The sequence below is a fragment of the Listeria innocua genome (genome assembly GCF_028596125.1).
Taxonomy (GTDB): Bacteria; Bacillota; Bacilli; order Lactobacillales; family Listeriaceae; genus Listeria; species Listeria innocua.
Genome location: NZ_CP117229.1, coordinates 1,854,135 through 1,874,906, shown reverse-complemented (window position 1 = coordinate 1,874,906; position 20,772 = coordinate 1,854,135). Strand labels below are relative to the sequence as shown.

General features: G+C 37.9%; 18 protein-coding genes, 1 other RNA gene, 1 pseudogene and 1 riboswitch. Of the genes and pseudogenes, 18 read left to right on the top strand and 2 right to left on the bottom strand.

The window, feature by feature from the left end; genetic code table 11:
* Position 1 precedes the first annotated feature (1 nt).
* The 9 genes and pseudogenes from panC to PQQ29_RS09840 all read left to right on the top strand — a co-directional run bounded on the left by panC (position 2) and on the right by PQQ29_RS09840 (position 9,287).
* The gene (gene panC, locus PQQ29_RS09880; RefSeq protein WP_187983942.1) at positions 2-859 is read left to right on the top strand and encodes a pantoate--beta-alanine ligase; all 858 of its coding nucleotides are present in this window, start codon (positions 2-4) and stop codon (positions 857-859) included.
* 3 nt (positions 860-862) lie between these two features.
* A complete protein-coding gene (gene panD / locus PQQ29_RS09875) occupies positions 863-1,246 on the top strand; it encodes an aspartate 1-decarboxylase (RefSeq protein WP_003763077.1) in 384 nt (127 codons plus the stop codon).
* A 96-nt stretch (positions 1,247-1,342) separates the two neighbouring features.
* Positions 1,343-4,129: an ATP-dependent DNA helicase DinG gene (gene dinG / locus PQQ29_RS09870; RefSeq protein WP_070753686.1), complete on the top strand. Its 2,787-nt coding sequence runs from the start codon at positions 1,343-1,345 to the stop codon at positions 4,127-4,129.
* Positions 4,130-4,173: 44 nt separating this feature from the next.
* Positions 4,174-4,759 (top strand): annotated as a pseudogene (locus tag PQQ29_RS09865) (cell wall elongation regulator TseB-like domain-containing protein).
* A gap of 22 nt (positions 4,760-4,781) precedes the next feature.
* Positions 4,782-5,963, top strand: a complete 1,182-nt coding sequence (locus PQQ29_RS09860; RefSeq protein ID WP_010991704.1) for a pyridoxal phosphate-dependent aminotransferase — start codon at positions 4,782-4,784, stop codon at positions 5,961-5,963.
* Positions 5,964-5,976: 13 nt separating this feature from the next.
* Complete coding sequence (asnS, locus tag PQQ29_RS09855; RefSeq protein ID WP_003763069.1) at positions 5,977-7,269, top strand: asparagine--tRNA ligase; 1,293 nt, start codon at positions 5,977-5,979, stop codon at positions 7,267-7,269.
* Positions 7,270-7,413: 144 nt separating this feature from the next.
* The gene (locus tag PQQ29_RS09850; protein WP_010991703.1) at positions 7,414-8,133 is read left to right on the top strand and encodes a DnaD domain-containing protein; all 720 of its coding nucleotides are present in this window, start codon (positions 7,414-7,416) and stop codon (positions 8,131-8,133) included.
* A gap of 10 nt (positions 8,134-8,143) precedes the next feature.
* The gene (gene nth / locus PQQ29_RS09845; protein ID WP_003767529.1) at positions 8,144-8,803 is read left to right on the top strand and encodes an endonuclease III; all 660 of its coding nucleotides are present in this window, start codon (positions 8,144-8,146) and stop codon (positions 8,801-8,803) included.
* Positions 8,796-9,287: a YpoC family protein gene (locus tag PQQ29_RS09840; RefSeq protein WP_010991702.1), complete on the top strand. Its 492-nt coding sequence runs from the start codon at positions 8,796-8,798 to the stop codon at positions 9,285-9,287. Before nth ends, PQQ29_RS09840 begins: the two co-directional genes overlap by 8 nt.
* A gap of 43 nt (positions 9,288-9,330) precedes the next feature.
* Here the strand turns inward: PQQ29_RS09840 and PQQ29_RS09835 are convergent, their stop codons facing one another.
* Both PQQ29_RS09835 and recU read right to left on the bottom strand, forming a co-directional pair.
* Positions 9,331-11,811, bottom strand: a complete 2,481-nt coding sequence (locus PQQ29_RS09835; protein ID WP_010991701.1) for a penicillin-binding protein 1A — start codon at positions 11,809-11,811, stop codon at positions 9,331-9,333.
* A 31-nt stretch (positions 11,812-11,842) separates the two neighbouring features.
* A complete protein-coding gene (gene recU / locus PQQ29_RS09830) occupies positions 11,843-12,448 on the bottom strand; it encodes a Holliday junction resolvase RecU (protein WP_003769387.1) in 606 nt (201 codons plus the stop codon).
* Positions 12,449-12,694: 246 nt separating this feature from the next.
* Here recU and PQQ29_RS09825 point away from each other — a divergent pair, with 246 nt between their 5' ends.
* From PQQ29_RS09825 to chiA, 9 genes are all read left to right on the top strand, one after another.
* A complete protein-coding gene (locus tag PQQ29_RS09825; RefSeq protein ID WP_003763059.1) occupies positions 12,695-13,060 on the top strand; it encodes a YppE family protein in 366 nt (121 codons plus the stop codon).
* Complete coding sequence (locus tag PQQ29_RS09820; RefSeq protein ID WP_003763057.1) at positions 13,057-13,602, top strand: SLOG family protein; 546 nt, start codon at positions 13,057-13,059, stop codon at positions 13,600-13,602. Before PQQ29_RS09825 ends, PQQ29_RS09820 begins: the two co-directional genes overlap by 4 nt.
* Before the next feature lie 131 nt (positions 13,603-13,733).
* On the top strand, positions 13,734-14,075 hold the full coding sequence (gene gpsB, locus PQQ29_RS09815; RefSeq protein ID WP_003763055.1) for a cell division regulator GpsB: 342 nt from the start codon (positions 13,734-13,736) through the stop codon (positions 14,073-14,075).
* A gap of 36 nt (positions 14,076-14,111) precedes the next feature.
* Positions 14,112-14,493: RNase P RNA component class B (gene rnpB / locus PQQ29_RS09810), an RNA gene on the top strand.
* A gap of 161 nt (positions 14,494-14,654) precedes the next feature.
* Complete coding sequence (locus PQQ29_RS09805; protein WP_003769383.1) at positions 14,655-15,803, top strand: THUMP domain-containing class I SAM-dependent RNA methyltransferase; 1,149 nt, start codon at positions 14,655-14,657, stop codon at positions 15,801-15,803.
* A 15-nt stretch (positions 15,804-15,818) separates the two neighbouring features.
* A complete protein-coding gene (locus PQQ29_RS09800) occupies positions 15,819-17,327 on the top strand; it encodes a carboxypeptidase M32 (RefSeq protein ID WP_010991699.1) in 1,509 nt (502 codons plus the stop codon).
* A gap of 45 nt (positions 17,328-17,372) precedes the next feature.
* A riboswitch (purine riboswitch) is annotated at positions 17,373-17,473 on the top strand.
* Between the two features lie 81 nt (positions 17,474-17,554).
* Positions 17,555-18,133, top strand: a complete 579-nt coding sequence (locus tag PQQ29_RS09795; RefSeq protein WP_010991698.1) for a xanthine phosphoribosyltransferase — start codon at positions 17,555-17,557, stop codon at positions 18,131-18,133.
* A 6-nt stretch (positions 18,134-18,139) separates the two neighbouring features.
* Complete coding sequence (locus PQQ29_RS09790) at positions 18,140-19,447, top strand: nucleobase:cation symporter-2 family protein (protein WP_003763044.1); 1,308 nt, start codon at positions 18,140-18,142, stop codon at positions 19,445-19,447.
* Positions 19,448-19,638: 191 nt separating this feature from the next.
* Positions 19,639-20,697: a chitinase ChiA gene (chiA, locus tag PQQ29_RS09785; protein ID WP_010991697.1), complete on the top strand. Its 1,059-nt coding sequence runs from the start codon at positions 19,639-19,641 to the stop codon at positions 20,695-20,697.
* Positions 20,698-20,772: the final 75 nt, after the last annotated feature.

The window sequence follows — 20,772 nt, the reverse complement described above, 5'->3', positions numbered from 1 at the left end:
AATGTTAATCATTCGAAATAGACAAGAACTTAAAGAAGCAATTTTAAAACAAAAAAAAGCGAATAAAACAATCGGTTTCGTGCCAACAATGGGTTTTTTACATGAAGGGCATATGACGCTTGTAAGCCATGCAAGAAAAGAAACGGATTTTGTCGTTATGAGCGTTTTTGTAAATCCAACCCAATTTGGTCCTAACGAAGACTTTGACGCCTATCCACGCGATGAAGCGCACGATGCAAAACTTGCTGAAGAAGGTGGCGTCGACATTTTATTTGTGCCGACAGTTGAGGAAATCTATCCTACTGAATTAGCAACGAAATTGCACGTCATTAAACGCGTTTCTGTCCTTGATGGTGCTGACAGGGAAGGCCATTTTGACGGTGTAGTTACAGTTTTAACGAAGCTATTTCATTTAGTGAATCCAGATAATGCTTATTTTGGTCAAAAAGATGCCCAACAAGTAGCGGTAGTTTCCGGCCTTGTAGAAGATTACTTTTTCCCGGTGAATTTGCGAATCATTCCTACAGTTAGAGAGGCTGATGGACTTGCGAAGAGTTCGCGAAATGTCTACCTCACAGAAACCGAACGTAAAGAAGCGCCAGTTATTCACGCTGCTTTACAACTTGGTCGGCAATTAATTGATTCTGGCGAGACAGATGAAGCGAAAATAGTGCAAGTTATGACAGACAAAATTAATGAGCAAACATCTCACGAGAAAATCGCCTATCTAGCGTTATATTCTTATCCTGAATTTATTCCAGTAACAGATTGGACTAAGGGCATAATTATAGCTGCGGCAGTGAAATATTCGAAAGCTCGTTTAATCGATAATGAATTAATAAATGTGAAGAGGCGGTAAAAAATGTTTAGAACTATGATGAATGGCAAAATCCACCGAGCGACTGTAACAGAAGCCAATCTGAATTATGTAGGAAGTATTACGATTGACTCTGCTATTTTAGAAGCGGTGGATATGCTTCCAAACGAAAAAGTTCAAATTGTAAATAATAATAATGGCGCAAGAATTGAAACGTATATTATCCCAGGTGAGCCAGGTAGTGGTGTGATTTGCCTAAATGGAGCTGCTGCAAGACACGTCCAAGTTGGCGATGTGGTTATTATCATGAGCTACGGGATGTTTACGTCGGAAGAAGCAAAAACACATGAACCCAAAATTGTGGTATTAGACGAAAAAAATCATATTGAAATGATTCTTCCAGAAGAAAAAGCGCATACGACTTTATAAGCAATTCGGGGAGCTTGAGCGGATTTCTGCTCAAGCTACTCGTTTGTTTGAAACGTTATTTTTGAATAAAAGCAGTGAAGGAAAGAGGTGGAGCAAATGAAAAAGAAGCGTTATATTGTCGTTGATTTAGAAACAACAGGAAACCAAGCTTCACGAGAAGACCGCATTATTCAATTCGCTGCATGTTTTGTTGAATCTGGAAAACGCCTGGAAACATACTCCACTTTTTTAAATCCAGAAAAGCCAATTCCTGCTTTTATTCAAGAGTTAACGGGAATTTCTCCAAAAGATGTAAAAAATGCACCACTATTTGAAGATGTGGCACCAATTATTGCTAGTCTGTTAGAAGATACTATTTTCGTAGCGCATAATGTCTCGTTTGATTGGACTTTTTTAGAACGAGAAATGACACGTGCTGGAATTTCATTAGGCAAAATGAAAAAGCTAGATACTGTTGAACTTGCGCGTATTATGTATCCTGGGATTGATAGCTATAAATTACAAGACTTATCAGATGAATTTGGTCTAGGGCATGACAAACCACACCGCGCAGATAGTGATGCGGAAGTAACCGCAGATTTACTTTTATTGTTATTAGATAAACTCGAAAATTTACCACTTCCGATTATTCGGCAAATGGCAACTATTTCAGGGAGCCTAAAAAGTTACTTACCAGAGCTTTTATTTGAAATAGAAATGAAAAAAGAACGAGAAAATAAACCACTTGATCCAGCTTTTACCGAACATCGTGGTCTAGTAATTCGAAAAAAAGAGGTCAAAAAACCAACCTATAGTCGAGCAGATTTGCTTGAATTTCCTGAGACTGATGAAGCGAAAATGGCGTTATTTAAAAAAGCAGGAGCCCCACTTTATGCAAGAAGTGGTCAGTTTGAAATGATGAATCTAGTTTTCCAAGCCATGAAATCAGGAAAACATGCACTAATTGAGGCAGGAACAGGTATCGGGAAGTCATTGGGCTATTTTTTACCAGCTATTTATCAAGCTAAACAAGCTGAATTACCTGTTGTAATAAGTACATATACGAATCTACTTCAAGCACAATTATTCGAAAAAGATGTACCACTTTTAACGAAACTAACTGGTTTTGAAGTGAAAGCGAGTTTACTTAAAGGTCGGGATCACTATTTGAACTTATTTAAATTCGAACAATTGCTTCAAGAAGTCGACCCGCAATACGATGTCGTTGTAACGAAACTAAAACTACTCGTTTGGCTAACTGAAACCACAACCGGTGATATTGATGAAGTCAATTTATCGAGTGGCGGAGAGCTATTTTGGAACCGCATGAAGCATACTGGGTGGTTTTTATCTGAAAAACATGATCCGTGGTTGGCACATGATTTTTATAAATTCAACATCGAACAGGCGAGAAATGCTGATTTAGTTATTGTGAATCACGCGCTTCTTTTGAGCGACCATTTTTCTGGAAGACAGACATTGCCGAAGTATGCGTTTGCGGTCATTGATGAGGCCCACCATTTTGCTGACAGCGCTAGGACACAAGGTAGTTTTATTCTTTCCTATCGTAAACTAAAATATTTTTTAAATCAGCTTGGTTCCCTAGAAAAATATTCGTTACTTACAAGGCTAGCAATGGCTTTTCCGGAAGCTGATAGTTTATATGACTTAGATATTGCTGCGATGAAGTTAGGCGAGGCAGTAGAAGAATTTTTCACCCTCCTAAAAATGCAACTGAATTACGCACGTAAAAACTTACAAGAAGTTGTTTTAGTTGAAAATAGTGAAAAAGACGCTTGGAATGACGCGATATATTATGCTGCTGAAAAAGTACTTCGCTTACTTCAAGAATCTGAAAAAAATATGGAAACTTTACTCGCGCAAGGTAAACGAGAAGAAAATGAACTAGGTGAAGCCGAGAGCGCTTTTTTAGAAGAAATGTATGCCTTTTTACTTGATTGGAAAAATATTGTTAAACAACTAGAGCAAATGCTTCATAAAAAATCACCTATTCTAACTATCTATTTGCAAGCAGATAAAAACCATTCTATCTCTAGTATTCGTCTGAAAGCGGTACTTATGGAAGTCGAACCAACGCTTGGTAAAGAATTTTTTGCTAAAAAAGAAAGTGTCATTATGACTTCAGCAACCCTTACTGTAAATGGAAAATTTGACTATTTGCGAAAAAGTCTTGGCTTAGAAAAGGAACAGCTAGTTGAAAAACGTATTCCATCGCCTTTTGATTATAAAGAAAATGCGCGTGTGATGATACCTGATGATATGCCGCCAATTAAAGATACACCTATTGAACGTTATACGGCGGAACTAGCTAAATATATTCGTCATATAGCTGTGAAAACAAACGGGCGGATGTTAGTTCTTTTTACAGCCTCAGAAATGTTGCAAAAAACGTATTATCATATGAAAAATGAAAAATCATTAGAAGAATATGTGGTTCTCGCGCAAGGCGTTTCAGCGGGAAGCGCCGCACGTTTAACCAAACAGTTCCAAATGTTTGATAAAGCAATTTTACTTGGGACAACGAGTTTTTGGGAAGGGATTGACATTCCAGGAGAAGATTTATCATGTCTTGTGATTGTTAGGCTTCCGTTTGCGCCGATGGATGATCCCTACACGAAAGCGCAAATTGCTCTTCGAAAAGAGCGCGGTGAAAATGCATTTCAAACCTATTCCTTACCAGAAGCCGTTTTGCGTTTTAAACAAGGGTTTGGTAGGTTAATTAGACGCGAATCGGACCGCGGCATTGTTTTTGTGTTTGATAATCGGGTCGATACTACAAGATTTGGGAAAACCTTTTTGGAGTCTATTCCTAGTGCACCAATTTTAAAAGGAAATCAAGCTGATTTACTGGAAGAAGTTAGTGAATTCTTTAAGGAAGGTTAAATTTTTCCTAATATGACTTCAAATCTATGGCTGCTATTGCTATAATGTATCTATGCGAAAATGAAAATGCATATCGCCGGGCAATTTTCCGGTAATTTAGAAATAGAAATGAGCGAGATTATTTTGCGAAATAGAAAACCTAACCGTAAGATTGGCAAATGGATAGCGATTATTCTCGGCATAATTATTGTGCTTATCGTGGCGGCTTTTCTGTACTTTAGACAGGCAGAAAAACCAGTAACCAACGCAGAAACAGAAGCTTTAGACCGAATAAGTGGCCAAGTTGATTTAAAGACCACAGATAAATTTTATTTATACAATGGTCCGAAAGAAGTTTATTATGTCTTAACTGGCAAAAACAGTAAAGATAAGAAAATCATTGTCTGGGTTCCAAAGAAAAAATCCGACAAAGTATATGTTAAATTCGCATCTGATGGTATTACAGAAAGTCAAGCACGCGACAAAGTAGTAAAAGAAAAGAATCCAGCAAAAATTTTGCATGTCACTTTAGGCATGGAAAAAGAAACACCTATTTGGGAAGTAGCGTATCTAGACAAAAACGACAAGCTAAATTACTTTGACATTAACTTTGAAACAGGTGAATGGTACAGAGAAATTGAGAATTTGTAATTAAACTGGAGGAGGGAATAAAATGGACTTACCGTTGTCAAAACGTGTCAAAGGAGTTGCCCCGTCGCCAACACTCGCGATTACGGCAAAAGCAAAACAAATGAAACAAGAAGGAATTGATGTTATCGGATTAGGTGCTGGGGAACCAGATTTTAATACCCCGCAAAATATTATCGATGCAGCTATCGAGTCCATGAATAAGGGATTCACGAAATATACTCCTTCAAGCGGAATACTCGAACTTAAACAAGCAATTGTGGATAAGCTCAAAAAAGACCAGTCATTAACCTATGAAGCCAATCAGATTTTTGTAGGTACAGGGGCAAAACATGTATTATATTCTGCGTTTCAAACGATTTTGGATCCTGGCGATGAAGTCATTATTCCCGTTCCATACTGGGTTACTTACCCAGAACAAGTAAAATTAGCTGGCGGAGTTCCGGTATTTGTCGAAACTGGCTTTGATGCAGATTTCAAAATATCAGCAACTGATTTTGAACATGCTATCACTGAAAAAACAAAAGCAATTGTGTTGAATTCGCCCAACAATCCGTCTGGCATGTGCTATACAAAAGACGAATTAGCCGCAATTGGCGCAGTTGCTGAAAAACATCAGATTTACATTTTATCTGATGAAATCTATGAGAAATTATACTACGGAAACAAAGCGGATTTAGTTTCTATTGCTAGCTTAAGTGACCGTTTATATGATTTAACTATCGTAATTAATGGTGTATCCAAAGCTTATTCCATGACTGGATGGCGGATTGGTTACGCAGCTGCAAATAAAGAAATTATCGCTGGAATGAGTAAACTTGCAGATCATTTAACAAGTAACCCCACTGCGAATGCTCAGTATGCGGCGCTAGAAGCTTATGTTGGTAGTCAAGAAGTTCCAGAAAAAATGTACAAAGCTTTTGAAGAGAGAATGGAACGCTTTTATCCAGAACTAAGTAGTATTCCAGGATTTAAACCAAAAAAACCAGATGGCGCTTTTTATTTCTTTATTGAAGTAAAAGAAGCGGCACATAAAAAAGGTTTTCAGGATGTAGATGCCTTTGTAGCAGCTCTTTTAGAAGAAGCGAAAGTCGCAGTCATTCCAGGCTCAGGATTCGGAATGCCCGATTATATACGCCTTTCTTATGCAACAAATCCAGACTTATTCCAAGAAGCTATAAATCGAATCAAAAGTTTTATGAAATAGGGAGTGTAGACAAGTGAAAATTACAATCAATCAAGCATCCGAATTTGTCGGAAAAGAAGTAACTATTGGAGCATGGCTTGCGAATAAGCGTTCAAGTGGGAAAATTGCTTTCTTACAATTACGTGATGGAACAGGATTTATGCAAGGCGTTGTCGTAAAAGCAGAAGTTGGCGACGATATGTTTGCCACTGCCAAAGCTTTAACACAAGAAACAAGCTTATTTGTAACAGGTACAATTAATGAAGATACACGTTCCCCATTTGGTTATGAAATGGCTGTATCTGGCGTAGAAGTAATTAGCGAATCGCATGACTATCCAATTACACCGAAAGAACACGGTACGGAATTTTTAATGGATCACCGTCATTTATGGTTACGTTCTAATCGTCAACACGCTATCATGAAAATCCGTAATGAAATTATCCGCGCTAGTTATGAATTTTTCAATAAAGAAGGATTCCTAAAAATTGATCCACCTATCTTAACTGGTAGTGCACCAGAAGGAACAACCGAACTATTCCATACGAAATATTTTGATGAAGATGCCTTTCTTTCTCAAAGTGGACAATTATATATGGAAGCAGCAGCAATGGCTTTCGGAAAAGTATTCTCATTCGGCCCGACTTTCCGTGCTGAAAAATCAAAAACACGTCGTCATTTAATTGAATTCTGGATGATTGAACCAGAAATGGCTTTTTACAAATTAGAAGATAGCTTACAAGTTCAAGAAAACTATGTGGCTTTCCTTGTAAAAGCAGTACTTGATAACTGTCGCTTGGAACTGGATCGCCTTGGACGTGATGTGAGTCATTTAGAAAAAATGGTTGCACCGTTCCCGCGTATTACTTATACAGAAGCAATTGAACGTTTACACGAATTAGGCTTTGATGACATTGTTTGGGGAGATGATTTCGGGGCACCGCATGAAACAGCGATTGCGGATAGCTTCGAAAAACCAGTGTTTATTACACATTATCCAAAAGCAATTAAACCATTTTATATGCCAGAAGATCCAGAAAACGATCAAGTTGTTTTATGTGCCGATATGATTGCTCCAGAAGGATACGGAGAAATTATTGGCGGATCTGAACGTATTCATGATTTAGAAACACTACAAGCTAGAATGGAAGATTTCGATTTAGACCAAGAAGCATATAGCTGGTATCTTGATTTAGCTCGTTACGGTTCTGTACCACACTCTGGTTTTGGACTTGGTTTAGAGCGTACGGTAGCTTGGATTTCCGGAACAGAACATGTTCGCGAAACAATTCCATTCCCACGCTTACTTAACCGTTTATATCCTTAAGAAAAAGTGAAGCCATCTATTGGCTTCACTTTTTTATTTCTACCGAGTAAAAAACAGCTTTTCCAACTGATTTAGTGATTTTCTCATTACTTTTATATTTTTCCCTTGAAAACCATGTTATAATTTTGGAGTGAGGTGTTTAAAATGGATCATAAAATGCTTGAGAAATGGATGGCTGAAGGGCAAGTAACTTTGCCACAAGTATTAGTGAAAAACTATGCAGCAATTGGCCTAAATGAAAATGAATTAGTACTTTTACTTCAAATACAATCATTTGCAGCAGAAGCAGAATTTTTTCCTTCGATGGAGATGTTAACAGATAGAACAACACTTCGACTGGAAGATACTATTAAAACAATGGATTCACTGCTTAAAAAAAGCGTGGTTGCTATTGAACAAAGTAAAGATAATTCATTAATGATTTCTGAACAATATAATTTAGAACCGCTTTGGGGCAAATTAGTCGCATTTTACGAAAATATCGAAGCGGATAATAGACAAGATCTGGAAGTGGAGCAACAAACGAATTTGTACAGTTTATTTGAAGCGGAATTTGGCAGACCGCTTTCGCCAATGGAGGCAGAAATGTTATCTGCATGGGTTGATCAAGATAGAACAAGTCCTGATTTAATCAAGGAGGCCCTTAAAGAAGCTGTTATTTCACAAAAACTAAATTTCCGCTATATTGATAGGATATTACTTAATTGGTCGAAACAAGGCGTTAAGACAATAGACGATGCCAAACGAGTAGCAGAAGAATTTCATCAAAACGGCCGAACTAGCCAAACGATTAATCAAAGCGAAGTCAAAAAAAGCGCAGGGTCGATTCCATTATACGACTGGCTCGAAAAAAGAAAAGGGTGACATAAACAAATTGTTATCAAATAAACAAACCGTATTATGCATAGAAGAAATGGCGAAAATGTTTCCAGCAGCACATTGCGAACTAATCCATAAAAATACGTTTGAGTTACTGGTTGCAGTTGTATTATCCGCCCAGTGTACAGATGTTTTAGTCAATCGAGTGACAGCTTCACTTTTTGAAAAATATCACCGACCAGAAGATTATTTAGCTGTACCATTAGAAGAATTAATGGATGATATTCGTTCGATAGGTTTATACCGAAATAAAGCAAAAAATATTCAAGGCTTATCTGCAAAAATTCTCGCTGAATTTAACGGAGAAGTTCCTCGGACACATGCGGAACTAGAAAGCTTACCAGGTGTCGGTAGAAAAACAGCCAATGTTGTTTTATCAGTTGGCTTTGGCATCCCAGCAATCGCAGTTGATACGCATGTAGAGCGAATTAGTAAACGCCTTGGTATTTGTAGATGGAAAGATTCTGTTGTAGAAGTAGAAGAAACACTTAAACGAAAACTTCCAAAAGAACTATGGTCGGATGCGCACCATTACATGATTTTTTTCGGAAGATACCATTGTAAAGCAAGAAACCCAGAATGTCCGACATGCCCTTTACTTTATTTATGTAGAGAAGGAAAAAAACAAGCGAAAGTGAGGGGATTTGATGGCTGAATTTAAATATGCAGTAGAATTAACCCATCCAGACTTTCCAGCGCCAGATGTAATTGCAGAAGAATATGATCCTGAATCAATTTACGTTAGTGGCTTACCATTTTGGCAAGAACAACAATTTTTCACAAAAGGAGAAGGAGTCATTCCTTGGAAAAATGAAACGGATCGAGCTTGCCGTAAATTAGCAAAACATATGACTAATTTAGCAGAAAGTATGGAAGCTGATTTAAAAGTACATCAAAAACCATCTCCGGTTATTGTAAGAGATGCGCTTGGTATTTTTCTATCTATTCTGTTTTGGAGTAATCATCGGCCAGTTCAATTAGATAATTTAACAGAGCAAATTAAAACGCTTGAGACGAAGCCACTTAATTTGGAGGAACGACTAGAATACGTGTTAAAACGCGGTAATACTTTCTTAGGATTTCGTCAGTTAAATGAATTAGTATTAGAACAGCGGAAATTAATTGCTAAAAGAGAATAAAAAGCGAGGAAGAGATTACTCTTCCTCGCTTTTTGTTATTCAATTAACTATCTGGAATTCTAACTGTAGTGGAGGCGGCAGGACTTCGCTTGCCATCTTTTACGGCGACGACATTTATTGATACGGTATCGCCAGGGTTACCACCACTTACAGATACAGAAGTAGAAGAGACGGTTGTGGTTGAACCATTGACATTTACTTCATAGGTTGCGCCATTTACCGGAGACCAAGAAACATTAACCTGTTTAGAATTAGCATCATAACTTGCTCTTAGGCCGGCAGGGGCAGTAAGATTTTTGGCTTCTTCTTCAGCCTTTTTCTTAGCCTCTTCCTCTGCTTTTTTCTTAGCTTCTTCTTCTTTCTTTTTCTCTTCTTCTGTTTTTTTCTTATCTTCTTCGGCTTTTTTCTTCGCTTCTTCTTCGGCTTTTTTCTTCTCATCTTCTGGTGTCGAAGCGGTTTTAGTTGGTGCCGTACCTGACAAGAATAATTCGTAGCTTACTTTATCGCTTGCCGTACCTTCTGCGGCACGAGCGATTGGGTTGCTACCTTTTAAAATTGGAACGGATACAACGTTACTTGGCATTTTGAAATCTGTTGTTGTTTTATTGGCAGATACATGAGCCATAAGTTTACTAAACATGCGTTGTGCAATCTTTTGTTCACTCGCTGACACATATTTTTTCTTATCGTCATAGCCTGTCCAGACGGCGATAGAATAATTGGTTGTATAGCCAGCAAACCATGAATCACGGGCAGCACCACTAGGGTAGTAGTACTTCGAAGTGAATTCAGGTGGAATATTTGTTGTACCTGTTTTACCAGCGGCAGGAACTCCTGGTACAGCTGCTGTCGTACCTGTTCCGACAGAAAGTACATCTTTTAGAACATCAGAAACCATATAAGCAGTAGATTCTTTCATTGCTACTGTGCTACTTGGTTCTGTATCGATTTCAGTTTGTCCGTCAGATAAGACGATTTTTGTTACTGTATGAGGTTTATTGTAAATTCCTTTATTACCAAAGGCAGCATAAGCTCCGGCCATTTGCATTGGATTAGAACTGTTTGCACCGATAGCATTGGATTCTACATTTTGTCCTTTATCATAGGTGATACCAAGTTTATTAACAAACTGCTCGGATTTATCAAGTCCAACTGCTTGTAATGTTTTAAGTGCTGGAATGTTTCTTGAATCATAAAGCGCTTGTCGTACGGAAATTGGTCCTTTATACCCGAAGTCCCAGTTATTAATAGGGGTTCCGCCAGTATACGTATAAGGTTCATCTTCTAAAATATGAGCAGTTGACCAATCTAAATATTCAAAAGCTGGACCATAATCGGCAATAGGTTTCATCGTGGAACCTACCGACCGTTTTACTTGAGTGGCATAGTTATATCCGCGAGTTACTTTTTGGTTACGTCCGCCACCAATTGCTTGGACACGACCGGTTTTAGTATCTTGAAGAACAATTCCGGCTTGCATTTCATCATCCGTGAAATTAACAACTTTGTTTGTATTTAGCATTTTCTCTGTATATTCTTGTGCGTCACGATCAAGTGCTGTATAAATCGTTAATCCGTCACGGTAGACATCATATTCTTTAGGAATTTCACTCAATACTTGTGTTACGTAAGAATCGTATTTATAAATTTTGTCTTCACGATCTTTTTTCGAGCGAAGTCCAGTTGTAATTGGTGATTTTTGTGCGGTAGTCATTTCTTCTTTAGAAATTTTGTCATGCGTGTACATGTTGGTTAAAACTTGATCACGACGTTTTTTAGCTGCTTCTGGGTGATCGTATGGATTGTAATTGTTAGGACTTTGAGGCATCCCAGCAAGAAGTGCAGTTTCGGCTAATGTAAGATCTTTTACATTTTTACCAAAGTAATGTTCGGCAGCTGTTTGCATACCGTGCACGCGGTCAGACATATAGACTTTATTGACATAAATTTCAAGAATGTCGTTTTTGCTATATTTTTCTTCTAATTGAAGTGCTAACCATGCTTCTTGTGCTTTTCGTGCAAGTGTCTTATTCGTATAATCTAAATAAGACATTTTAATGATTTGTTGGGATAAAGTACTAGCACCTTCTGCACCAAAGCCGTCAGTAACGTTGGCTACAACAGCCCCGCCAAGACGGATAGGGTCAATCCCATCATGTTCGTAAAAACGCGCATCTTCTGTTGTTAGAATGGCGTTTTTAAGTGTTTCAGGTATATCTTTGTATTCAATATATTCCCGCCGTTCGGTTCCAACTTCTGCGAAAACCTTGCCATCCTTATCAAGTAACTTGGATGAAAGTGGATCACGCAGTTTGGAGTCGGTCAGTTTAGGTGCATCTTTTGCATAATCATAAAAAATAGTTGCACCAGCCGCAATACCAAAGAAAGTTAAAAATAACCCTACAAAGAAAATCGTTTTGAAAATATTAACTACTACACGTTTTCCTCGTTTTGGTTGGGCTTTTTTAGAGCTACCCTTTGGTTTTTTGCGATACTGAGATCTTGTCTGCGGTTTATCTGCCATTAAAAATCTCTCTCCTTTAAAAAAGGTTTGACTAGAAGTATAATTTGTCTATGGATTGCAAGAAGTCAAGCCTTGGATTTAGACCATAAGGAACTTGGTCTGATACATCTTGTATTTCACTTATAGTGACTGATTTTCTTCCACCACTTTGCATGCGTTCCCAAAACGGATAAAACTTTTCGAAAGGAATGAAATGCGTTTCTCCAAGTTTTTGGAAAGCGATAATGACAAAAACAATGCCATCTTGTTTTAAGACATTTGCCATATGTGTCATTTGGTGATCATGAAAATTACTGAGTGGAAAGGAAGTTGTATTTTGCGTTTCTTTTGCTTCAAAATCAACATATTTTCCTTTATAAACACCATTGTAGTCTGTTGTGGATGGTGTTTTGAAGTAGGCTTCCTTAATTTTGGCACTACTTCTTTTTGGATAGTCCACACTGACAATTTGGACCGGGGTAGGTTTTTTATGGATGACTGCGATGTCGTGGGCTAAATAATACGCAATTGTATCATTCAAGTCATCTTCTAAAGACATACCTCGCTTACCATAAGTTACAGGAGTTTTCCGTTTTTTTGAAGGAAGTCCTTCATGACTCGCTGTATACTTCTTGCCGCCGGGATAACCAATAGCCATTTTTTTCACCTCTATCAGAAAATTTCTATTCTGAATTTCAGACTATCATCTATTATAACAAATAAAAATGAAAATGATAGTATCAATTAAATGCAAAATAGCTCTTTCTGGCATGAAACTATCTCATAAATAGAACGTACCTTCGTCTATTTTACCATATTTTAGCTAATAATCGAATTTTAGGCAAGATTTAGCTACCTATGCTATTCTTGAAGTAACTGAAAATGTGAAGAAAAGAGTGATACAATGGAACTTTTAATCCGTACGGAACAATTACTTCTTCAGAATGAAAAAAACTGGGAACTATATTTAAGTAATCGAGAAGAAGAAAAGCCGTTTGATTTTTATAAAGACATGAAACCTTTTGTTGATGAGGCTAAAAGATGTGCCGATGATTTTTTAGAACTTGCCATTCCGTGGGTTAATACTGAGCGGCCTCCTTATTTGGGGGAACTACAACTTCGCCAAGCTTGTGATAATGTTCAGATGACCGCAGTAAGTGCATTTAATGGAAGATCTTTTTATAAACATTTTTTAGATCATTATCAATCTACTAAGTATACATTAACAAGAGTGAGAGATTTCTTAAAAAGAAAAGAGGAATCAATGTGAAATCCATCGCAGTAACCGGATATAAAAATTTTGAACTTGGAATTTTTAAAAAGGATGCGGATGAAGCTGTTTATATTAAAGAAACAATAAAACGTCATTTAATTCCTCTAATAGAAGATGGGCTTGAATGGGTTATTATCTCTGGACAATTAGGGATTGAACTTTGGGCCGGAGAGGTAGTCGCTTTGTTAAAAGAGGAATATCCTATTAAATTAGCAGTACTGGAACCTTTTGAAAAACAAAGTGCGAACTGGAACGAAAATAATCAGTTATGGGCCCAGGAAGTAATAGGGGCTGCGGATTATCACGCTTTTATTACAAAACGTCCTTATGAAAGCCCCGCACAATTTGCAGCTAGAGATGGATTTATTATTGATAATACAGATGGGGCATTGCTTGTTTATGATTTAGAAAAAGAAGGCTCACCTAAATTTTTTTATGACCGTGCTAAATTAGCAAAAGAACAAGCTAATTACTTCTTAGAATGCATTGATTTTTACGCATTACAAGATGTTGTCGAGGATATGAATCAAACATTTTAATATAGAAGAAAACGGTTATTTTATAAAAAACACTCGAATAGATTGACAAATGGTGTGAGATTTGGAAAAATAAGGGTAAGTATATAATTAGAACAAAAAATACGTAAGAATAGAGATAGAGGTGGAGTTACATGACTTCGGAACAATTTGAGTATCACTTAACTGGCAAAGAAATATTGGAAAAAGAATTTAAAACTGGACTTCGTGGTTATAATCCAGAAGATGTTGATGAGTTTTTAGACATGGTTATTAAAGATTACAGTACATTTACACAGGAAATTGAAGCACTTCAAGCGGAAAATATTCGTCTAGTGCAAGAACTGGATAATGCACCAGTGAGAACAACAACACAACCAGCACCGACTTTCCAAGCAGCTGCACAACCTGCTGGAACGACCAACTTTGATATTCTAAAACGTCTTTCTAATTTAGAAAAACACGTTTTTGGAAATAAGCTGGACGATAACGAATAGGTATGCTAGTATAAGTAAGTTAAGAATAAATGAATAACGTTCGGATAATCGCTGTTTTCTTATGGAAGCAGAGGAAAGTCCATGCTCGCACGGTGCTGTGATGCCCGTAGTGATCGTGCCTGGTCAAACAATAAGCCAGGGCATTCCGGATTTCCGGTTTGACGGCAGGTGAATGACCTAAGTCTTCGGATATGGTCTTATAACCTTGAAGGTGCCACAGTGACGAAGTTCCGGCAGAAATGCTCGGAAGTGGAACGAGGTAAACCCCACGAGCGAGAAACTCAAACTTATGGTAGGGGCACTTTTCCCGAGGAATCAAGAACAAGGGACGAGGCGCAAATGTATTTTTGTGCAGATAGATGGTTATCTCTTTACTATTACCCTGTATGTAGTAAAGAACAGAACATGGCTTACAGAGCGTTATTTACAGGATTTAATTTAACATTGAAGGCTGTTTTAGAAGGCCGGAGCGCAAGTTTTAAGGTGGGTGTTCGACCTGGTTGAATGCCTATTTAAAACAAAACTCCTCCTCTTAAAACAGCTTTTTTCATTAGAAATTTAATTAAAGGATGGGACACAATGAAATCATTTCAGTTGGTGGCAACTGCGGCTTCTGGTTTAGAAGCGATTGTTGGGAAAGAAGTAGCGCGTTTAGGCTATGATCCAAAAGTTGAAAACGGTAAAGTATATTTTGAAGGAGATTTATCCGCAATTGCTCGAGCGAATCTTTGGCTTCGTGTAGCTGACCGGGTGAAAATTGTGGTTGGCGTTTTTAAAGCAACAACATTTGATGAACTTTTTGAAAAAACAAAAGCTCTACCATGGGAAGATTATTTGCCGCTAGATGCACAATTTCCTGTCGCTGGAAAATCAGTTAAATCAACGCTTTATAGTGTTCCTGACTGCCAAGCGATTGTGAAAAAAGCAATTGTAAACCGCGTCAGTGAAAAATATCGTCGCTCTGGTCGTTTGATGGAAACTGGCGCTTTATTTAAGCTAGAAGTTTCCATTTTAAAAGATGAAGTAACGTTAACGATTGATACAAGTGGTGCCGGATTACATAAACGCGGTTATCGTTTAGCACAAGGTAGTGCGCCAATCAAAGAAACAATGGCGGCGGCACTAGTGTTACTAACTAGCTGGCATCCGGATAGACCTTTTTATGATCCTGTTTGTGGTTCTGGAACGATTCCAATTGAGGCGGCGCTAATTGGACAAAATATTGCGCCTGGTTTTAACCGCGAGTTCGTGTCGGAAACATGGGATTGGATGCCGAAACAAATCTGGGAAGATGCGCGTCAAGAAGCCGAAGATTTGGCTAATTATGACCAGCCGTTAAACATCATTGGTGGCGATATTGATGCTCGTTTAATCGAAATCGCGAAACAAAATGCGGTTGAAGCTGGTCTTGGCGATTTAATTACTTTTAGACAACTTCAAGTGGCTGATTTCCAAACAGAAGATGAGTACGGAGTTGTTGTTGCGAATCCGCCATACGGGGAACGGTTAGAAGACGAGGAAGCAGTGCGCCAACTGTACCGCGAAATGGGTATTGTTTATAAACGCATGCCAACATGGTCAGTGTATGTCCTTACCTCTTATGAACTTTTTGAAGAAGTTTATGGCAAAAAAGCGACGAAAAAACGGAAATTATATAATGGTTACTTGCGCACAGATTTATATCAATACTGGGGTCCAAGAAAACCACGTCCTAAAAAAGAAGACTGAATGGAGGAGTTAAGTTTGGTAGAAACATTAGAAGAGGAATTTTTAGCGTATATTAAAAAAATGGAAGCTTTAGAAGAAGCACTCGCATTAGTTTATTGGGATCTTCGTACAGGCGCGCCGGCAAAAGGGATGGAAGGCCGTTCTGATGTTATTGGCGTTCTATCTGAAGAGATTTTCAATATGCAAACATCAGAAGAAATGGCTGCTTTTATTGCTGGACTTAACCTTGATAAAGAAAATCTATCCGAAATCACTCGTAAAACTTTAGAAGAATCTCAAAAAACATATGATTTAAATAAAAAAATCCCAAGTAAAGAATACGCGGAATATACTAAACTAGTAGCTCAAGCAGAAACCGCTTGGACAACAGCTCGCGAACAAAACGATTTTGCGGCTTTTGAACCGTTCCTAACAAAAATCCTTGAAATGAAGCGTAAGTTTGTTGAGTATTGGGGTTATGAAGAAAATAAATATGACACACTTCTCGACCAATATGAGCCAGGCGTAACAGTATCAGTGCTTGATTCCGTATTTGAAAAAGTACGCGACGGAATTATGGCGATTCGCGAAAAAATCGCAAACGAAGGCGTGAAGCCAGATGGAACCATTTTAAACACCAAAATATCAGAAGCTAAGCAAAAAGAATTTAGCATTCGCATTCTGAATAAAATGGGCTTTGACTTCGAAGCAGGTCGTTTAGATGAAACCGTGCATCCTTTTGCGACTGGTTTAAATACTGGCGATGTTCGTATTACGACTCGTTACAATGAAAATGATTTTAAAATGGCTGTTTTTGGTACGATTCATGAAGGCGGTCATGCGATATATGAACAAAATTTTGATGCAGCACTTGTAGGTACCCCACTTGCAAACGGGGCATCAATGGGCATTCATGAATCACAATCATTATTTTATGAAATTATTATCGGTTCTAGTTTAGCATTTTGGAAAAGTAATTATGCTGATTTTCAAGCGATAACAAAACCGGCTTTTGATCATGTGAAATTGGAAGATTTCTATCGTGCAGTGAACATCTCTGAAAGTTCGCTTATTCGAATTGAAGCTGATACATTAACTTATCCACTTCATATTATGATTCGTTATGAGCTTGAAAAAGCACTTATTAACGGGGAGCTAGAAGTGAAAGATTTACCAAAAGCTTGGGGCGACAAATACGAGGAATACTTAGGCATTCGTCCAGATAATGATACAAATGGCGTATTGCAAGATATTCACTGGGCTGGTGGCGACTTTGGTTACTTCCCTTCTTACGCACTAGGTTTAATGTACGCAGCGCAGTTCTATCATCAAATGCAAAAAGAAATTCCTAATATTGATGCAATCATTGCCAGCGATGATTATACAGAATTAAAAACTTGGTTAACCAAGCATGTGCATACATTTGGGAAAACGAAAAAACCGCTAGAAATTTTAACAGATACAACAGGAGAGGGATTAAACCCAACTTATTTATTAGATTTACTAGAAAAAAGATACGCTTATGTTTACCAATTCAATAAGTAAAAAATTAGCTTGACCCTGCTCCTTTAGAAAGCTATAATAAACAACATAACTTAAAACCGAAATACTTATATAATAGTTGCGATTGGGCGACGAGTTTCTACCTGGTTACCGTAAATAACCGGACTATGAGTAGTTTGTATAAAGAAGTCACTCCGAAAATTGGTGGCTTCTATACTGCTTCTCTAAATTTAGAGAAGCAGTTTTTTTATTTTGAAAGGAGAATATCTTTGAAATTACTGGAAGAGTTTATTCAAGAAAAAGGTACAGTTTTACCAGGGAATGTTTTAAAAGTAGATGCATTTTTAAATCATCAAATTGATCCTGGTTTAATGCAAGAAATGGGAAAGGCGTTTGCTGAACGTTTTAAAGATTTAGGGATTACAAAAATCGTAACAATCGAATCTTCTGGTATTGCGCCTGCAGTTTTTGCCGGACTAGCACTTTCGGTACCGGTTGTTTTTGCTAGAAAGAAAAAATCGGTGACGTTAACGGATAATTTGTATACAAGCACGGTTTATTCGTATACGAAAAAAAAATCAAATGATATTTCTGTTTCCAAGCAATTTTTAACGGATGCAGATACGATTTTAGTTATTGATGATTTTCTCGCAAATGGTCAAGCGGCTCTTGGCTTACTTGAAATTGCTGAGCTTGCCGGAGCAAAAGTGGCAGGGATTGGGATTGTAATTGAAAAATCCTTCCAGCAAGGTCGCGAATTATTAAATAAAACAGGGATTCCAGTTTATTCACTAGCACGAATTGCCTCACTTGAAAACGAAGAAATCTTATTTTTAGAGGAGGAATAGGAGTAGATGTTAGGTAAAGGGAAGATTGCAGCTTTAGGATTTCAGCATGTTCTAGCGATGTATGCTGGAGCGGTTATTGTTCCACTATTAATCGGTGGAGCGCTTGGTTTTAACGGAGAAGAAATGACTTACTTAGTTTCGATTGATATTTTTATGTGCGGGATTGCGACATTGCTACAATTAACGGTTAATCGGTTCTTTGGAATTGGTTTACCTGTTGTACTTGGATGTGCGGTTCAAGCCATTGCACCAATTATTTTGATTGGGCAAGATATGGGGATCGGCGCGATTTACGGCTCGATTATTGTTTCAGGACTTTTTGTATTATTAATAGCCCCATTCTTCTCTAAAGTTGTTCGATTTTTCCCTCCTGTTGTGACGGGTTCCGTTGTAACAGTTATTGGTTTAACACTTATTCCCGTTGCCATTAACAATCTTGCCGGCGGGGCGGGGGCAAAAGATTTTGGTTCGATGTATAATCTTGGTCTAGGTTTTGGGACATTATTATTAATTATTTTAGTGTATCGTTTTGGCCAAGGTTTTTCGAAAGCTATTGCTGTTTTAATCGGTCTTGTTGGAGGTTCACTTTTTGCGGCGCTTTATAAAGGTATCTCGCTTGGACCGGTTAGTGAAGCAAGCTGGTTTCATATGCCAAAACCATTTTATTTTGGCACTCCGACCTTTGAATGGCCGGCGATTATTACGATGATTTTAATTGCCTTAGTAAGTATGGTGGAATCAACGGGTGTCTATTTTGCTTTATCAGATATTACCGAACGAAAATTAACGCAAAAAGATTTAACTCGTGGTTACCGTGCGGAAGGGCTAGCGATTATGCTTGGCGGAGTTTTTAATACATTCCCTTACACTGCTTATTCGCAAAATGTCGGACTTGTTCAACTTTCTGGCATTAAAACGCGTAAAGTTATTTATGCGGCAGCTGGTTTCTTAATCGTCCTAGGTTTAATTCCAAAAATTGGAGCTGTGACAACAATTATCCCTACTCCGGTTCTTGGTGGGGCAATGGTTGCTATGTTCGGAATGGTTGTTGCGCAAGGTATTAAGATGTTAGGAAAAGTTAATTTTACTTCTCAAGAAAACTTATTAATTATTGCTTGTGCAGTTGGTGTTGGCTTAGGAGTAACAGTTGTGCCAGATTTATTTAATGCTTTCCCTTCCTTTGTTCGTTTATTTACGAGTAATGGAATTGTTGCTGGAAGTGTTACCGCAATTACTTTAAATATTATTTTCAACATGATTCCTCATCGTAAAGATAAAAAACTAGCAGATCCAGAACCTCAACATGCTGAGTAAAAAATAAAACAGTTTTAATTGGGCTATTTTTTCTCATATACTTATAAGCAATAATTTATTTGAAAGCGGAATTGGTCTATATCAATTTCGCTTTTTTGCTGTTTTTCTAGTTTTATTTTCATTATGATGGGTATTTTCTAGTAGCTCCAAAAAAGCAAGTTTGGGGTAGATAAAGTAAGGGGGAAAAGTAGATGAATGGAAAACAAGTAATGGTTGGTGGTTTGTCTTTACTTTTAGTTGGTACGGAACTGGGAGCATTTGGCAGTACAGCGCAAGCGGCGACGGATGACGCTTCTGTTATGCCAGATATTTCTAACAAACAGGTGCTAGTTGGGTACTGGCATAGTTGGAAATCTTCCGGAAAAGATGGCTATCAACAAGGGACTTCCGCTGATATAGCACTGAAGGATACACCGAAAGCTTATAACGTGGTAGATGTTTCCTTTATGAAGGGAGACGGAGTAAATCGCATCCCAACATTTAAACCTGTTGGAATAAATGATAGCGATTTCAGAGCACAAGTCGGCGCATTAAACAAAGAAGGTCGAGCAGTACTTTTAGCGCTTGGTGGTGCGGATGGTCACGTGGAACTGAAGGCTGGGGATGAGCAGGCGTTCGCGAATGAAATTATTCGCCAAGTAGAAACATACGGCTTTGATGGACTAGACATAGACTTAGAACAAAGCGCCATTACCGCGGGAGATAATAAAACTGTTATTCCAGCAGCGCTTAAAATCGTCAAAGATCACTATAAAGCACAAGGCAAAAACTTCTTAATTACGATGGCGCCAGAATTTCCTTATTTAAAACCAGGTAGCGCTTATGAGAGCTACTTAACTTCACTTGCTAATTACTATGACTATATTGCCCCACAACTTTACAATCAAGGTGGCGACGGTGTTTGGGTAGATGAAACTAACCAATGGATTGCGCAAAATAATGATACTTTAAAAGAATCTTTCTTATATTACATGGCAGATTCCTTCATTAACGGGACGCGCGGTTATTTAAAAATTCCTGCGAATAAATTTGTCTTCGGTTTACCAGCCAATGTAGATGCAGCAGCAACTGGTTACGTTAAAGACCCTCAAATTGTCCAAAATGTATTCAATCGTTTACAAGCAAAAGGAACTCCAGTAAAAGGTGTTATGACCTGGTCCGTTAACTGGGACGCTGGTAAAAATAGTGCCGGAGTAGCTTATAATAATGGTTTCTCTAATGCTTATGGACCAATCGTTGGTACTAAATAAATAACGAACCGATACCCATTTTAAGTGGGTATCGGTTTTTTTAAAACAAGAGACTTGCATTCATTTTGAAATCGG

Coding starts and splice junctions, on each gene's coding strand:
- panD (WP_003763077.1), top strand. CDS start 863: ATGTTTAGAACTATGATGAATGGCAAAATCCACCGAGCGACTGTAACA.
- PQQ29_RS09805 (WP_003769383.1), top strand. CDS start 14,655: ATGAAATCATTTCAGTTGGTGGCAACTGCGGCTTCTGGTTTAGAAGCG.
- chiA (WP_010991697.1), top strand. CDS start 19,639: ATGAATGGAAAACAAGTAATGGTTGGTGGTTTGTCTTTACTTTTAGTT.
- panC (WP_187983942.1), top strand. CDS start 2: ATGTTAATCATTCGAAATAGACAAGAACTTAAAGAAGCAATTTTAAAA.
- PQQ29_RS09835 (WP_010991701.1), bottom strand. CDS start 11,811: ATGGCAGATAAACCGCAGACAAGATCTCAGTATCGCAAAAAACCAAAG.
- recU (WP_003769387.1), bottom strand. CDS start 12,448: ATGGCTATTGGTTATCCCGGCGGCAAGAAGTATACAGCGAGTCATGAA.
- PQQ29_RS09860 (WP_010991704.1), top strand. CDS start 4,782: ATGGACTTACCGTTGTCAAAACGTGTCAAAGGAGTTGCCCCGTCGCCA.
- gpsB (WP_003763055.1), top strand. CDS start 13,734: ATGACTTCGGAACAATTTGAGTATCACTTAACTGGCAAAGAAATATTG.
- PQQ29_RS09850 (WP_010991703.1), top strand. CDS start 7,414: ATGGATCATAAAATGCTTGAGAAATGGATGGCTGAAGGGCAAGTAACT.
- dinG (WP_070753686.1), top strand. CDS start 1,343: ATGAAAAAGAAGCGTTATATTGTCGTTGATTTAGAAACAACAGGAAAC.
- PQQ29_RS09790 (WP_003763044.1), top strand. CDS start 18,140: ATGTTAGGTAAAGGGAAGATTGCAGCTTTAGGATTTCAGCATGTTCTA.
- PQQ29_RS09840 (WP_010991702.1), top strand. CDS start 8,796: ATGGCTGAATTTAAATATGCAGTAGAATTAACCCATCCAGACTTTCCA.
- PQQ29_RS09825 (WP_003763059.1), top strand. CDS start 12,695: ATGGAACTTTTAATCCGTACGGAACAATTACTTCTTCAGAATGAAAAA.